The organism is Aquabacterium sp. J223, assembly GCF_024666615.1.
In the GTDB taxonomy this organism is placed as follows: domain Bacteria; phylum Pseudomonadota; class Gammaproteobacteria; order Burkholderiales; family Burkholderiaceae_C; genus J223.
In genome coordinates, this window is sequence record NZ_CP088297.1 from 3,966,655 (window position 1) to 3,981,467 (window position 14,813).

Annotated in this window: 11 protein-coding genes; 4 read left to right on the forward strand and 7 right to left on the reverse strand. The window is 71.3% G+C overall.

The genetic code is table 11. From position 1 onward, the window contains the following. Window positions 1-7: 7 nt before the first annotated feature. Window positions 8-871 (forward strand): non-homologous end joining protein Ku, encoded by an 864-nt coding sequence (gene ku, locus LRS07_RS18675; RefSeq protein WP_260499432.1) that lies wholly within the window; start codon window positions 8-10, stop codon window positions 869-871. A gap of 12 nt (window positions 872-883) precedes the next feature. Here the strand turns inward: ku and LRS07_RS18680 are convergent, their stop codons facing one another. The 5 genes from LRS07_RS18680 to LRS07_RS18705 are packed head-to-tail and all read right to left on the reverse strand — an operon-like array spanning window position 884 to window position 9,147. Then, a complete protein-coding gene (locus LRS07_RS18680) occupies window positions 884-1,558 on the reverse strand; it encodes an alpha/beta hydrolase family protein (protein ID WP_260499433.1) in 675 nt (224 codons plus the stop codon). Window positions 1,559-1,575: 17 nt separating this feature from the next. Next, complete coding sequence (ligD, locus tag LRS07_RS18685; protein WP_409450653.1) at window positions 1,576-4,944, reverse strand: DNA ligase D; 3,369 nt, start codon at window positions 4,942-4,944, stop codon at window positions 1,576-1,578. Continuing rightward, on the reverse strand, window positions 4,853-6,673 hold the full coding sequence (locus LRS07_RS18695; protein WP_260499434.1) for an ATP-binding protein: 1,821 nt from the start codon (window positions 6,671-6,673) through the stop codon (window positions 4,853-4,855). The genes ligD and LRS07_RS18695 overlap by 92 nt, the downstream gene beginning before the upstream one ends. Next, on the reverse strand, window positions 6,651-8,300 hold the full coding sequence (locus tag LRS07_RS18700) for a DUF7125 family protein (RefSeq protein ID WP_312028324.1): 1,650 nt from the start codon (window positions 8,298-8,300) through the stop codon (window positions 6,651-6,653). Before LRS07_RS18700 ends, LRS07_RS18695 begins: the two co-directional genes overlap by 23 nt. Further along, entirely contained in the window at window positions 8,230-9,147 is a 918-nt protein-coding gene (locus LRS07_RS18705) for a LysR family transcriptional regulator (RefSeq protein WP_260499436.1), read from the reverse strand. The genes LRS07_RS18700 and LRS07_RS18705 overlap by 71 nt, the downstream gene beginning before the upstream one ends. A 121-nt stretch (window positions 9,148-9,268) precedes the next feature. On the opposite strand from LRS07_RS18705, the gene LRS07_RS18710 reads away from it, so the two are divergent. The 3 genes from LRS07_RS18710 to LRS07_RS18720 are packed head-to-tail and all read left to right on the forward strand — an operon-like array spanning window position 9,269 to window position 12,437. Then, the gene (locus LRS07_RS18710) at window positions 9,269-10,510 is read left to right on the forward strand and encodes an FAD-dependent monooxygenase (protein ID WP_260499437.1); all 1,242 of its coding nucleotides are present in this window, start codon (window positions 9,269-9,271) and stop codon (window positions 10,508-10,510) included. Continuing rightward, window positions 10,507-11,553 (forward strand): cupin domain-containing protein, encoded by a 1,047-nt coding sequence (locus LRS07_RS18715; protein WP_260499438.1) that lies wholly within the window; start codon window positions 10,507-10,509, stop codon window positions 11,551-11,553. Before LRS07_RS18710 ends, LRS07_RS18715 begins: the two co-directional genes overlap by 4 nt. A gap of 29 nt (window positions 11,554-11,582) precedes the next feature. Continuing rightward, complete coding sequence (locus LRS07_RS18720; RefSeq protein ID WP_260499439.1) at window positions 11,583-12,437, forward strand: fumarylacetoacetate hydrolase family protein; 855 nt, start codon at window positions 11,583-11,585, stop codon at window positions 12,435-12,437. A 32-nt stretch (window positions 12,438-12,469) separates the two neighbouring features. On the opposite strand, the gene LRS07_RS18725 is transcribed toward LRS07_RS18720, so the two are convergent. Together LRS07_RS18725 and LRS07_RS18730 are read right to left on the reverse strand one after the other, a co-directional pair. Further along, window positions 12,470-13,600: a Rieske 2Fe-2S domain-containing protein gene (locus LRS07_RS18725; protein WP_260499441.1), complete on the reverse strand. Its 1,131-nt coding sequence runs from the start codon at window positions 13,598-13,600 to the stop codon at window positions 12,470-12,472. After that, a complete protein-coding gene (locus tag LRS07_RS18730; RefSeq protein ID WP_260499443.1) occupies window positions 13,597-14,778 on the reverse strand; it encodes an ABC transporter substrate-binding protein in 1,182 nt (393 codons plus the stop codon). Before LRS07_RS18730 ends, LRS07_RS18725 begins: the two co-directional genes overlap by 4 nt. Window positions 14,779-14,813: the final 35 nt, after the last annotated feature.

Below are 14,813 nucleotides of genomic sequence, written 5' to 3' on the forward strand. Positions count from 1 at the left end.
ACCCGACATGCCCCGTGCCATCTGGAAAGGCGCCATCAGCTTCGGCCTCGTGCACCTGCCGGTGTCGCTGTACCCGGCCTCGCACGAGAACGACATCGACTTCGACTGGCTCGACCAGCGCACGCTCGACCCCGTCGGCTACAAGCGGGTGAACAAGCGCACCGGCAAGGAGATCGACAAGGCGCACATCGTCAAGGGCGTCAAGCACGACGACGGCTACGTGGTGCTGAGCGACGACGAGATCCGCAACGCCTACCCGAAGACCACGCAGACCATCGCCATCGAGGCCTTCGTGCAGGCGCAGGACGTGTCGTTCGTCTACCTGGAGAAGCCGTACTACCTGGAGCCCGCGCCGAAGGCGGAGAAGGTGTACTCGCTGCTGCGCGAGGCGATGGCCGATGCGTCGCTGATCGGCATCGCGCGGGTGGTGATGCACAACAAGGAGCACCTGGCGGCGCTGCTGCCGGCGGGCCCCGCGCTCATGCTCGGCACGCTGCGCTGGGCGGACGAGATCCGGTCGCCCGAAGAACTGAAGCTCCCGCCCGAGGGCAAGGACGCGAACGGGCTCAAGGACGCCGAACTGAAGATGGCCCGCCAGCTCATCGACGAGATGACCGTGGCGTTCGATGCCGGCCGCTACCAGGACCGCTTCTCGGAGGCGATCCGGGCGCTCGTCGCCAAGAAGGCCGAGGCCGGCGAGACCCAGACCGTCGAGCCGCTGGAAGAAGGTCCGCCCACCGGGGACAACGTCGTCGACCTGGCGGAACTGCTCAAGCGCAGCCTGGGCGGCAAGCGGGGCAGCACGGCGGCTGAGGCGAAGGCGTCGCCGGCCCCTCGCAAGACCGGCAAGCCGGCCCGCAAGAAGGCCTGAGGACCGCGGCGCTCAGGCGAGCAGGCGCTCGACCCAGGCCGCCAGCCCGTCCGCCACTTCCGCCGTCACGTCCGACGCGGTGCGGCCGGACCGCACGGGCACCTGGAAGCCATGGTCCGCGTCGGCCACCGCCAACAGGCCGGCCTTCGGCCCGAGGGATGCGAGCAGGCCGGAGATCAGGGCGGGGTCCGCCAGCTTGTCCCGCGTGCCCTGCACGAACAGCATCGGCACCGTCACCCGGGCCAGGTGGTCGCCGCGTGCGGTGGCGGGCTGCCCGGCGGGGTGCAGCGGGAAGCCGAGGAAGGCCAGGCCGGCCACCTGCGGCAGCGGCGACACCGCCTGGGCCTGCGAGGTCATGCGGCCGCCGAAGGACTTGCCGCCGGCGACCAGCGGCAGCCCGGTGGCGGCCGCGGCCGCGGCACACGCGGCCCGCACCGCGGCCTGCGCGGTGGCCGGTGCATCGGGCCGCTTCGAGCCCCGCTCCATGGATGGGAACTGGAAGCGCAGCGTGGCGACCCGGCGCTCGGCCAGCCGCTGTGCCATGTCGTGCAGGAAGGGGTGGTGCATGCCGGCGCCGGCGCCGTGTGCCATGACGTAGCAGGCCTTCGAGGCCCGCGGCAGCGTCAACAGCGCGGAGACGGACGAACCGTCCTCCAGGGCGACGGGAAGGGGTCGTTCCTGTGTCATGAGCGGGTGAAGGCGCCTCAAGCTGCCAGCGCGCGGAGGGCCTTGGTGAGCGTCTGCCGGCAATGCCAGTAGCCCTGCCAGGGATCGTCCTTCCGGAAGGACAGGTACTCGCGCGCGGTGGCGATCGTCCACTGCGAGCCGCCCTTGACCTCGTGCAGCTGCTCCCAGGCGATGGGCATGGACACGCCCATGCCGGGGCGTGCGCGGGCCGAGAAGGCGGCCGCCGTGGTCTGCCCATGGCCGTTGCGCAGGTAGTCGATGAAGATCCTGCCCACCCGGTTGGTGCCGCCGCTCTTGGCCACGAAACGCTGCGGGATGACGCGGGCCATGTGCTGCACCACCGACTGGGTGAACGCCTTGACCGCGTCGTAGTCCAGCTTCGGGGTCAGCGGCACGACGACGTGCAGCCCCTTGCCGCCGCTGGTCTTGAGCCAGCTCTGCAGGCCGAGTTCGGTCAGCATCGTGCGCGTCAGCAGCGCCGCCTCCTGCAGCATCGGCCAGGTGACGCCCTCGCCGGGGTCGAGGTCGAGGATGAACCGGTCGGGCTGGTCGATGCGCCGGACGACCGAGTTCCAGGTGTGGAACTCCACCGTGTTCATCTGTGCCGCCGCCACCAGCGACTCGGCCGAGTCGACCGCCAGCAGGGCCGAGTGGCCCGGCCAGAGCGCCGGGTCCAGTTCCTTCAGGCCCGGCATCCTGGTCTCGGGGTGCTTCTGGAAGAACAGCTCGCCGGTAATGCCGGTCGGCGCGCGCACCAGCGACACCGGCCGGTCCTTCAGGTGCGGCAGCATCCAGTCGGCGATGCCCTCGTAGTAGCGCACCAGGTCCACCTTGCGGAAGCCGGTGGATGGGTCGATGACCCGCTCGGGGTGGGTGACCTTGACCGAGGGCCGCTCGGGGACCGCGCCGGGCATGGCGCCGGGGGCGGCGCCGGCGCGCTCCCGGACGATGAGGCCGGCCGGCTTGTCGTCGCGCACGCCGCGGAACACCGCATGCCGGACGTGCCCCTCGGATGTCCATTCCGAGAACGCCACCTCCACCACGGTGGTCGGCCGCACCCACCGCTGCGCGCCCCTGGCCCGCCGCGACCACCGGCCGGGCTTCACGGTCTGCGGGTCCACCGGCGGCGTGTCGACTTCCAGGGGGCGAGCAGCGCGTGCAGCCGGCGGCCCGTGGCGGTGTCCCAGCCGGTGCCGACCGACCCGCCATGGCGCAGCCGCCCGCCCTCGTGGTAGCCGAGCAGCAGCGCGCCCACCTCGTCCTTCGTGCCCGTGCGGTCGGTGAAGCCGATGACGACGAACTCCTGCCGGTGCTGGCACTTGAGCTTGAGCCAGCTCTCGGTGCGGCCCGCGACGTAGGGCGCGTCGGCCCGCTTGACCATCACGCCCTCGAGGCCCATCTGGCAGGCGGCGCTCAGCATCTCGTCCGGCGGCGCGTCGAACGCCTGGCTGAAACGCACCTTGTCGAAGGTGCGGTCCTTGAACACCGCCTGCAGCAGGGACCGGCGGCTGGCCAGCGGCACGGCGCGCAGGTCCTGTCCGTCGAGGAAGGGCGCATCGAACAGGAACAGCTCGATGTCCTTCGTGTTCGTGTTGTCGATGGCGTTCTGCAGCCGGTTGAAGTCGGGCACGCCGGCGTCGTTCAGCACCACGATCTCGCCGTCCAGCCAGCCGCTCTTCACGCCAAGCGCCGCGACGGCCTCGGCGATCGGCCGCAGCTTGTCCGTCCAGTCGTTGCCGTTGCGGGTGAAGAGCCGCACCTGGCCGCGGTCGATGCGGGCCAGCAGGCGGTAGCCGTCGAACTTGGTCTCCACCACCCAGTCGCCCGGCGGCACGGCGGTGACCAGCGTGGCGAGCTGCGGCGCCAGCGTCGGCGGCAGCGGCGCCTTCTTGGCCCGGCGCAGGTCGGGCGCGGTGTCGGCCGAGGCGCGGCCCTCGGTCGGCGGACTGCCGCGCGGCTCCCGCTGCTCGACGAGTCCCAGCGGCTTCTCGACCACGCTGTCGGGCAGGGCCGTGATGACGTCGTACTCGGCCGTCGGCCGCGCCCAGGCGTCGCCCCGCTTCTTGAAGAGCAGCCACTGGTCCTGCTTCTTCTCGCCCGGCTTGGAGATGCGCACCAGCTCCCACAGGCCCGCCAGCTTCTGGCCGTGCAGGTGGAAGATCAGCTTGCCCTTGGCCAGGCCGTCGCGCGGGTCCCCCACCGGCGACCAGGTGCCGCGGTCCCAGACGATGACCGTGCCGCCGCCGTACTCGCCCTTCGGGATCGTGCCTTCGAAGGTGTTGTAGCCGAGCGGGTGGTCCTCGACGTGGATGGCCATCTGCTTGAGCGCCGGGTCGAACGACGGCCCCTTGGGCACCGCCCAGCTGAGCATCACCCCGTCCAGTTCCAGCCGGACGTCGTAGTGCAGCCGCGAGGCCCAGTGCTTCTGGATGACGAACTGCAGCGGCCGCGGCCCGTCGCCGGCCGCCGGCGGCACGGTGCCGACCGGCTCGGCGGTCTTCTTGAAGTCGCGCTTCTGGTTGTAGCGCGACAGCGGCTTGTCCTCCGGTGGGGCCGGCACCGGCGTGGCGGGCTTGGTGGTCTTGGCGGTCTTCCGGGTCGCCGCCCTGCCCGCCGGGCGGCCGCCGGTGGTCCGCAGCGTCACCTCGGCCCACACGGGCGCGTGGTCGCTGGCGTTCTCGCGGCCGCGCTCCTCGCGGTCGACGCCGGCGTCGACGACCTCCAGCGCCGGGCTGACGAGGATGTGGTCGATGCGCAGGCCGGCGTCGCGCTCCCAGCGCTGGCGCCGGTAGTCCCAGAAGGTGTACGGGGTCGACGTCGGGTGCACCGCCTTCAGCGCGTCGGTCCAGCCCTGGGACAGGAGGCGGCCGAAGGCCTGCCGCGCCTCGGGCTGCAGCAGCGCGTTGTCGCGCCACGTGTCGGGCTTGTAGATGTCGGCGTCGGTCGGCACGACGTTCCAGTCGCCCAGCAGGACCACCGGCTGGCCCGACGCCCACAGTTCCTCGGCGCGCTGCCGCAGGCGCTCGAACCAGCGCAGCTTGTGATCGAACTTGGGGCCCGGCTGCGGGTTGCCGTTGGGCAGGTAGAGGCAGCCGAACAGCACCCCATGGATCGCGGCCTCGACGTACCGGGCCTCCTTGTCCTTCGGGTCGCCCGGCAGCGCGGTGACCACCGGCAGCGGCGGGTGCCCCCGGCTCAGCAGCGCGACGCCGTTCCACAACCGCTGGCCGACGACCACGGCGTCGTAGCCCGCCTCCTTCAAGGCCGCGGCCGGGAAGCCGGCCGTCGGCGTCTTCAGCTCCTGCAGCGCGACGACGTCCGGCCGCTTCCGTGCCAGCCAGTCCAGCAGCAGGTCCAGCCGCTTGGTGACGTTGTTGAGGTTCCAGGTCGCGATCCGCACGGTCGTCGGCTCAGGCGTGGGTGGGCCGGTGGGCGACCGATCAGCGCCGACTTCGAAGCGCTTCGGTCAAGGCCCCGCGCAGCTGATCGGCCGTGTGCGGCTTCATCAGCAGCTTCGCGTCGGTTCGGGCCAGTCGTTCGGGGGGCACCGACGTAGCCCGACGTCAGCAGCACCGGCAGCGAGGGTCGCCAGGCCTTGAGGGCGTCGCGCAGCTGCAGGCCGTCCAGCGCGCCGGGCATCAGGACGTCGGACAGCACCACGTCGATGTCGTCATCGGCCTTCGCCCTGGTCAACGCTTCGTCGCCGCTGCGGGCGGTGTGGCAGCGACAGCCCAGCGCGCCCAGCAGCGCACACGTGGCGGAGGCCACCTCGACATCGTCGTCGACCACCAGCACGGTCGGCCGCAACGTTCGCAGGTCACCGTCGTCTCCGACCGCCGCCGCCACCGCACCGACGGAGGCCACCGGGCCCTCGACGTGGTCCCGCGGCAGCGTCAGCACGAAGCAGGTCCCCGAGGGACTGGAGTGCCGCAGCCACACCTCGCCGCCGGACTGCCGGACGAAGCCATAGACCTGGCTCAGGCCCAGACCCGTGCCCTTGCCCTGGGCCGCCTTGGTGGAGAAAAACGGCTCGAACACCCGGGCCGCGACCTGTTCGGTCATGCCGTGGCCGGTGTCCGTCACCGCGATGCTGACGGCGTCGACCCGGCCGTTCGCCTCACTGCCCGGCACGTTGCTCACCTCGATGGTGAGTTCGCCGCCGTGCGGCATCGCGTCGCGCGCATTGATGGCCAGGTTGAGCAGCGCCACCTCCAACTGGGTGGCGTCGGCACGCACCGGCCACACGTCGTGCGGCATCCTGAGGTGCACCACGATGTCGTCGCGCAGCGAGCGCTCCAGCAACGGCTTGAGCGCGAGCAGCACATGGCTCACGTCCAGCCGCTGGGCGACGAGCGGCTGGCGGCTGGCGAAGGCGAGCAGCTGCTGCGTCAGCCGGGCGCCACGCTCGGTGGTGCGCCGAATGAGTTCGAGCGGCCGTTGCGCCAGCTCGGGCTGGTGGCGTTGCCGCTCCAGGAGCGCGGTGCTCGACGAGATGACCTGCAGCAGGTTGTTGAAGTCGTGCGCCACGCCCCCGGTGAGCTGGCCCACCGCCTCCAGGCGCTGGGACTGCACCAGTGCCTTCTCGGCGACCTGCAGGTCGCGCAGGGCCGCCTCCAGTTCGGCCGTGCGCTGGCGAACCGCCTCCTCGAGCTTCTGGGCCGACTGCTCGAGCGCTGCCATGTGGTCACGCAGCAGGTACTGGCGTTCGCGCGTCCGCCTGGAGGCGAACAGCGCGGCGCGCATCGTCTCCACCCGCAGCGGGCGCTCCAGCAGGGTCACGTTGCCCAGCGGCCGCAGCGCCTGCCAGCGCTCCGCCAGCCGCTGGGACGCGTTCGCGAACGTGAGCACGATCACCGGGATGTCGGACCACCGTGGCTGCTCGCGCAGGCAACGCGCCATCGCGTCCATGCGCTCGTGCAGCGCCTCCTCGCTGACCACCACGGCGGTGACGGCCGCCGCCTCGATGTCCCGGCAGAAGGAGACCGTGTCGGCCACCACGCGCCAGTCGAACGTGGCTGCGCGGCAGACCAGGCCGATGACGCTCGCATCGACCTCCTGCCGCGTCCACACGAGGACGGTGCCGCCCGACTCCTTAGGGTGCTCCAGCATGGTCATGGCGCGCCACCTCGTGGCCGACGGGTGCCAGGGCGCCGTGCTGCAGCCGGTTCAGCTCGATGCGCACACCACCGTCGGCGAAGGCGAACCGGTGGACGCCCACTTGATGGCTGCCGTTGCGCTTCTTGACGACCGTGATGGCCTTGCCGATCTGGCCCTCGGACTCGAAGAACCGCATGAGCACCAGCGTGTCGCTCAGGAACGAGAGGTCGATCGGGTTCTCCACGCTGCCGACCACGCCCTTCTGCGCCAGGATCAGCAGCACCACCACGCCCTGGTTCGACAGGTAGGTCAGCAGCTCGTGCATCTGCAGCATGAGCGCGCGCTCCTCGGGCATCGTCTCCAGGTAGGAGTTCATGCTGTCGATGACCACCACCCGGGCATCGTGGTCCTCCACCTGGCGGCGCACCTTCCAGACGAACTCGCCAGGCGAGATGCGCGACGGGTTGGCCCGTTCCCAGTGCAGCTTGCCGGCGTGCACCTGGTTGTCGAAGTCCAGCCCCAGCGCACGCGCCCGCTGCAGCACGCTCTCGTCGGACTCGTCGAAGGAGAAGCAGGCCGCGTGATGCCCGCGCCGGGTGGCCGCGACGAGGCAGTGCATGGCCAGCGACGACTTGCCGACGCCCGAGGGACCGATGAGCATCGTCGTGCTGCCCCGACCGAGGCCACCGCCCAGGAGGTGGTCGAGCGCCTCCACCCCCGTCGTCTCGTCGGAGGGCTCGAAATCGCGGCGGTGCTCGTCGGCGATGAGGCTGGGGAACACCAGCAGTTCACCGCGCTGGATGACGAAGTCATGCCAGCCGCTCTGGAAATCCGCACCGCGCAGCTTGACGACGCGCAGCCGCCGCCGCGCCGCGCCGTACTGGCGCTCGATCATCTCGAGCGACACCACGCCGTGGACCAAGGCCTGCAGGTCGTATTCGTCCGGGTCCGAGGTGTCGCTCAGCAGCAGCGCCGTGGCGCCGGACGACTGCAGGTGGTGGCGCAGCGCCATCACCTGGCGCCGGTAGCGCATGGCGTCTTCGGCCATCAGCCGCATCTCGGCCATGCTGTCCACCACGACGCGCCTCGGCCGCGCCGCCTGGATGCGCTCCACGATCTCGGCCACCGTGCTGCCCAGGCCGAACTCGCCGCTGGCGAAGATGCTCTGCTGCCGCTCCAGCCGCTCCTCGGTGAGGCGGATCTCCACCACCTCGACGCCCGTCAGGTCCCAGCCATGACTGGCCGCGGTGGCTCGCAATTCCGCCGCCGTCTCGGACAACGTGACGTAGAGGCAGGCGTCGCCCTGCGCGGCGCCGTCGACCAGGAAGCGCAGGGCCAGCGTGGTCTTGCCGGTCCCCGGACGCCCTTCGACCAGGTGCACCCGCCCTGCAGGAAGGCCGCCTTTCAGGACGACGTCAAGCTCCGGAATGCCGGTCTTGACCCGGGGATGTGGTTGGACTAAAGCCATGGCGCCCCCATGGGCAATGACCATGCCCGACGGCGTCGACGCCGGGACGGGCCCGCTGGCCCGCTCCGACACCGTCGGTGGCGCCGCGCCGTGGCGGCCTGAGGAATCAGGTGGCCGGCGTGTCCTTGAACAGCGCGTGCATCTGCTCGCGCAACCAGCCGACGGCCCCATCGCCATGGAAGCGCTTGTGCCAATGCTGGCGCAGCCGGAAGTGCGGCGATTCGAAGGGCAGAGGGTGGACCTCGATGTCGCGCGAACTCCTGAAGAACTGGGCGACTTCCCTCGGCACCACGGCGATCAGGTCGGACTGCGAGACGATCTCCAGCAGGCTGAGGAATCGCGACACCCGCAGCGGCACGTGACGCACGATCTTCTGCTCGGCCATGTGGCGCAGGATGATCTCCTGGCTGCGCCCGGGCGTCGACACGTCGATGTGCGGCGCGGCCAGGAAGCGCTCCATCGTCAGTTCGTCGCCCACATGGGGGTTGCCGGGCTTGGCGATGACGACGAAATGGCTGGTGAACAGCGCCTGCTGGAAGAAGTCGGCCCCGACCAGGTCGGGGTAGTGGCCCATCGCCAGGTCGATCTCGCCCGACGCCAGCTGCTGCTCCAGTTCCGCCGGCGTCGACGACACCACCCGAAGCCGCAGCCGCCGTCCCTGCGATCGCAGCACGCCGTCGATGCGCGGCACGAAGAAGCTCTCACCGACGTCGCTGGTGGCGATGCGGAACTCCCTGCTGGACGCCTGCGGGTCGAAACTGGCCGGGCTGAGCAGGTCCGTGCGGATGCGCATGAGCACGTCGCGCACCGTGTCCTGCATGGCGATCGCCCGCGGCGTCGGCTCCATGCCGGAACTGACGCGGATGAACAGCGGGTCCTCGAACGCGTTGCGCATGCGCAGCAGCGCGTAGCTGGCGGACGGCTGGCTCATGCCCAGCTCGCGGCCGGCGGCCGTCACGCTGCGGTGGCGCAGCATGGCCTCGAAGAAGACGAGCAGGTTGAGGTCGACTTGCCGGACATCCAATTTTCTGATCCCAGCCATCCAGCGCATGTGATTGACCGATGATTTTGCGGCCGCAATCATCCCGTCGACAGGCGTAGTTGCCAGGAGCCGGCGACGCCACCAGAACGGAGACATGCATTCGATGAACGGCCACGACAAACCGGTGCTCATCGTGGGCGGCGGGCTCGGCGGGCTCGGCACGGCGCTGGCGCTCGCGCAGGCGGGCCTGCCGGTCCACGTGCTCGAGCAGGCGCGCGAGATCTCGCCCATCGGCTACGGCATCCAGCTGGGGCCCAACGTGTTCAAGGTCTTCGACCGCCTGGGCGTCACGCCGGCGGTGCGGGCGGCCTGCGACTACCCCGCGGCGCTGGTGATGCCCGACGTGACCACCGGCGAGGTGCTGATGCGCATCCCGCTGGCCACCGAGGCGTACCGGCAGCGCTTCAAGGCCCCGTACGTGGTCATTCACCGCTCGACCATCCACGACATCCTGCTCGACGCCTGCCGGCGCCAGCCGGGCATCCGCCTGACGGTCAACGCCGCCGTCGTGGACGTGCACGACGGCGGGCCCTCCGGCGTGCGGGCCGTCACCGCCGACGGCGTGCAGCACGAGGGCTGCGCGCTGGTCGGTGCCGACGGCGTCAAGAGCCGCATCCGCAACCTCATCGGTCCCGACGGGCCGGCACGGGACACCGGCTACGTGGCCCACCGCACCATCCTGCCGATGGCCGCCGCGCCGCGCGACCTGCGCCACCTCGACGAGGTGGCGTTGTGGTCGGGCCCCGGCTACCACGTCGTGCACTACCCGCTTCAGCACGGCGAGCTGTTCAACGTCGTCGCGGTGTTCCGCAACCCGGCCCCCGGCGTGGACGACCCCGCCCGGTACGAGGCGCAGGTCAAGGCGATCTACGCCAACGTGCACCCGGCGCTGAAGAACGTGCTGGCGCTGATGGACCTGGAGAAGCGCTGGCCGCTGACCGACCGCGACCCCTTCCGTCCCTGGCACCGCGGCCGGGTGGCCCTGCTCGGCGACGCCGCCCACCCCACCCTGCAGTCCTATGCGCAGGGCGCCGGCATGGCGCTCGAGGACGCGGTGTGCCTGGCCGACCAGGTGCGCGACAGCGGGGGCGACTTCGAGCGCGCCTTCGCCGACTACGCCCGCCGCCGCCTGGTGCGCTGCGCGCGCATCCAGCTCGGCTCGCGGGAGCTGTGGGAGTTCTATCACGCCGAGGGCATCGCCCGCGAGGCCCGCGACGCGGCCCTGGCCGAGCGCACCGAGGCGGACTTCTACCGCTGCCTGGACTGGATCTGGAACGGCGACGCGTCGCCGCAGCCGGGGTCGACGACACGTTCGAGCCGGCCGGCGGCGGAGGCCGCGCGATGAACGGCCCGACGCCGACCGCCGACCTCGACCCCGACGTGCGAGGGCGCATGTCGGCCCTGAACGTGTCGCCGCTGTGGGAGGTGATGCAGGGCATGGTGCCGCCCGAGCCGCGCAGCCAGGCGCTGCCGGTCGCCTGGCGCTGGCGCGAGATGCGGGAGCAGCTGCTGGAGGCCGGCCACATCATCACCGCGGCGCAGGCCGAACGCCGCGTGCTGATGCTGCGCAACCCCGGTCTGCCGGGCCGGCCGCAGGTGACGGACACCATCTACGCCGGCCTCCAGCTCATCCTGCCCGGCGAGACCGCGCGCGCCCACCGCCACAGCCAGTCGGCCCTGCGCTTCGTGCTCGAGGGCAGCGGCGGCTACACCGCCGTGGACGGCCTGCGCGCACCGATGCGACGCGGCGACTTCATCGTCACGCCGGCCTGGACCTGGCACGACCACGGCAACGACGGCGACGGTCCGGTGATGTGGCTGGACGGGCTGGACGTGCCGCTGGTCGGCTTCCTGCAGGCCGGCTTCCGCGAGGAGCACGAGGCCGAGCGTTTCCCGACGCGGGGCGACGCCGAGCAGGTGTTCCACCGCTACGGCAATGCCTTGCTGCCGCTGGAGCGGCAGGCCGCGGGGCCGACGTCGCCGGTCTTCAGCTACCCCTACGAACGCACCCGCGAGGCGCTGCACGGCCTGGCGCACGGCGGCCAGATCGACGACTGCCTCGGCGCGGTGGTGCGCTACGCCAACCCGCTCAACGGCGACTGGGCCATCCCGACCATCGGCGCGTGGATGCAGCTGCTGCCGCGCGGCTGGACGGCCCGACACCTGCGGACCACTGACAGCGTGGTGCTGGTGGTGGTCGACGGCGCGCCCACCATCGAGATCGACGGCGAGGCGCCGACGACGCTGGCGCCCAACGACGTCTTCGTCGTGCCGGGCTGGCGGCGCTGGCGCGCCGGTGCCGGCACGTCGGGCGACGCCGTGCTGTTCGCCTATTCCGACCGTCCGGTGCACCAGAAACTGGGGCTGTACCGCGAGCAGCGCGGCTGACCCTCCACGAAGAACGAGGACCTTCGACCATGAAACTCTGCCGCTTCAACGACAACCGCATCGGCGTGGTCCGTGACGACCAGGTGCACGACATCACGCCGCTGTTCGAGCGCTTCGGCCGCCCGGGCTGGCCCTACCCGGCCTACGACTGGATCGTCGGCCACTTCGACCAGGTGCGGCCGGAGATCGACGGCTTCCTGCCCGGTGCCCAGCGCACGCCGCTGGCCGAGGTGACGTTGCGCGCGCCGGTGGCCAACCCGGGCAAGATCATCGGCGCCCCGATCAACTACGACGACCACATCGCCGAAGCCAACGCCGACCGGCAGATCAACCACGGCAAGCACTTCGTCTCGCTGGACAAGCTGGGCCTGTTCATCAAGGCGCCGACCTCGCTGCTCGGGCCCGACGGCGCGGTGCAGATCCCCTTTCCCGACCGCCGCACCGACCACGAGGTGGAGCTGGGGGTGGTCATCGGCCGCCAGGCGCGCCGGGTGCCGCGCGAGCGGGCCCTCGACCATGTGTTCGGCTACTGCGTCGCGCTGGACATGACGGTGCGCGGCCCCGAGTTCCCCGGCTTCCGCAAGTCGCCCGACACCTTCGGCGTCATCGGACCGTGGATCACCACCGCCGACGAGGTGGCCGACCCGAACGCGCTGGACCTCGACATCACCATCAACGGCGAGACGCGGCAGCGGTCGAACACCCGGCACCTGATCTTCAACGTGCAGCACCTGATCGAGTACGCCTCGGCGATGTACACGCTGATGCCGGGCGACGTCATCATGACCGGCACGCCGGCCGGCGTCAGCCCGGTCAGCCCGGGCGATCGCATGGTGGCCCGTGTGCAGGGCCTCGGCGAACTGACGATGACCATCGCCCGCTGAGGGCGGGCCGGACCCGCCGGGGTCCGGCCGGCTCAGGCCGCCATGGCCAGCGTGGGCGTCGCGTCGTCCACCATCGGGGGCGGCACGAAGCAGAAGCCGGGCTCCTGCGCCTCGCGCCGGATGAGCGCCTCGAGCGCGCGCCGCGTGCGGATCGGCGCCTCGTCCACCCGCAGCGCCACCCCGGGCACCGCGCCGCCGTAGCGCTGCAGCTGCTGCTGCTGCAGGCTCAGCACCGCCGCGTCCTCGTCGAAGGTGTGCTCGGTGGCGCGGCGCATCGCCTCGGTCAGGTCGGCATCGTCGAGCTTGCGGTTGCGCGCCACCGCCCAGAAGTAGTGGGTGGTGTGCTCGGTCTCGGGCGTCAACAGGTGCAGCACGTGGCTGCGGAAGGCGTCGTCGGGCGACGCCTGCACCGGGTAGACACCGAAGTCGGTCATGCACAGCGACGGCGCCATGGCGATGGCGGTCTGCCAGCGGTTGATGCGCCCATGGTGGTCCAGCACCATGGCGAAGAAGGGCGGCGGCTCGATGTTCGGCATCTCGCGGTGCGCCCGCACCAGCCCCTCCCCCGCCACCGACACCGTCACCGGGTACCTGGGAATGCACTCCTCGTCGCCCTGGCCGATGGTCCTGCGGTGCACCCAGCTCTCGTGGCCCAGGTCCATCAGGTTGTCCATGCACAGCCGGTAGTCGGCCTGCACGTGGTGGTAGCCGCGGGAGGGCGTCCACTGCGGGTCGCGGTTCCACCGCATGTCCGGCACCAGTTCAGGCCGCGCCAGCGCCGGATCGCCCAGCCAGATCCAGAGCAGGCCGTGGCGCGCCAGCAGGGGCAGGCGACGCACGTGGGCCCGCGCCGGGGGCGACGGCTGGCCGGGGGCTTCCAGGCAGGTGCCGTCCGCGGCGAAGCGCAGGCCGTGGTAGCCGCACTGCAGTTCGTCGCCATGGCGGCGGCCGGCGGACAGCGGCAGCAGCCGGTGCGGGCAGACGTCCTCCAGCGCCGACACCTCGCCGGCCGCCGTCTTCAGCATGATCGCCGACACCCCGAGGAAGCGGCGGGCGACCCACGGCACGCCGTCCAGCTCGTGCTCGAAGCCGGCGACGTACCAGACGTTGCGCATCCAGTTCACCGCGGTCCCCGCGGTGGCGGCGCCGTCCGACGCCCTCACGCGGGCCTCCCCTTGGCCGGGTCCTTCATCTGCTTGATGGCGTCGAACTCCACGTTGTAGAGCTTGCCGTTGACCTTCTCCACCTTGCGCATGTAGATGTCGTGGATGACGTCGCGGGTTTCCGGATCGATGGTCATCATGCCGCGCGGGCTTTCGAACGTCTGGCCCTTCATCGCCGCCAGCAGCGCGGGGCCGTCGCCGTTGCCGCCGGTGGCGCGCAGCGCCTCGTGGATGACCCGCATGCCGTCCCAGGCGCCGACGGCCATGAAGTTCGGCCGCATGCCCTTGTTGGCCGTCTCGAAGGCGGCGACGAAGCGCCGGTTGAGGGCCGACGGATGCGCCGCCGAGTAGTGCTGCGCGGTGATCACGCCGAGCCCCGCATCGCCGATGTCGCCGATGACGTCGTCGTCGGTGAGCGTGCCGTCGCCGATGATGGTGATGCCGGCGTTGGCCAGACCGCGCTCGACGAACTGGCGCATGAAGATGGCGCCCGGTCCCGACGGCAGGAAGACGAACAGCGCCTCCGGCTTGATGTCCCGCACCCGCTGCAGGAAGGGCGCGTAGTCCGGGTTGCGCATCGGCACGCGGATCTCGCCCAGCACGGTGCCGCCGTTCTCGCGCACGTAGCCGTTGAAGTACTTCTCGGCGTCCAGCCCGGGACCGTAGTCCGGCACCAGCGACACGAAGCGCCGCATCTTGTTGCGGATGGCCCATTGCGCCATCGCGATCGAGGACTGGGGCAGCGAGTAGCTCGTGCGCACGACGAAGGGCGAGGCCTCCGTGATGCTGGACGTGGCAGCGGCCGTCACCACCAGCGGCGTCTTGCTCTGCGTCGCGATCGGCGCCGCGGCGAGGGCGATCGGCGTGAGGCCGCAGCCCGCCACCACGTCGACCTTCTCGTTCACCACCAGCTCCGACACCATGCGCCGTCCGGTGTCGGCGACGCCCGCGTCGTCCCGCAGCAGGAGCTCGACCTTGCGGCCCTCCACCGTGTCGCCGTGGAGCGCCTGGTACAGGCGCGCGCCCGCTTCCTGTTGCCGACCGGTCGACGCGAAGGCGCCGGTCATCGGCAGCACCCACCCGATGCGGAACGGACGGGACTGCGCCCGCACGCCTGCCGCCCCCACCGCCGCCAGCGCCACGCCGACGGAGGCCTGCACCACTGCTCGCCGCTTCATGCTCGTCTCCTGGATTGTTGTGGTCCTCGCCCAGC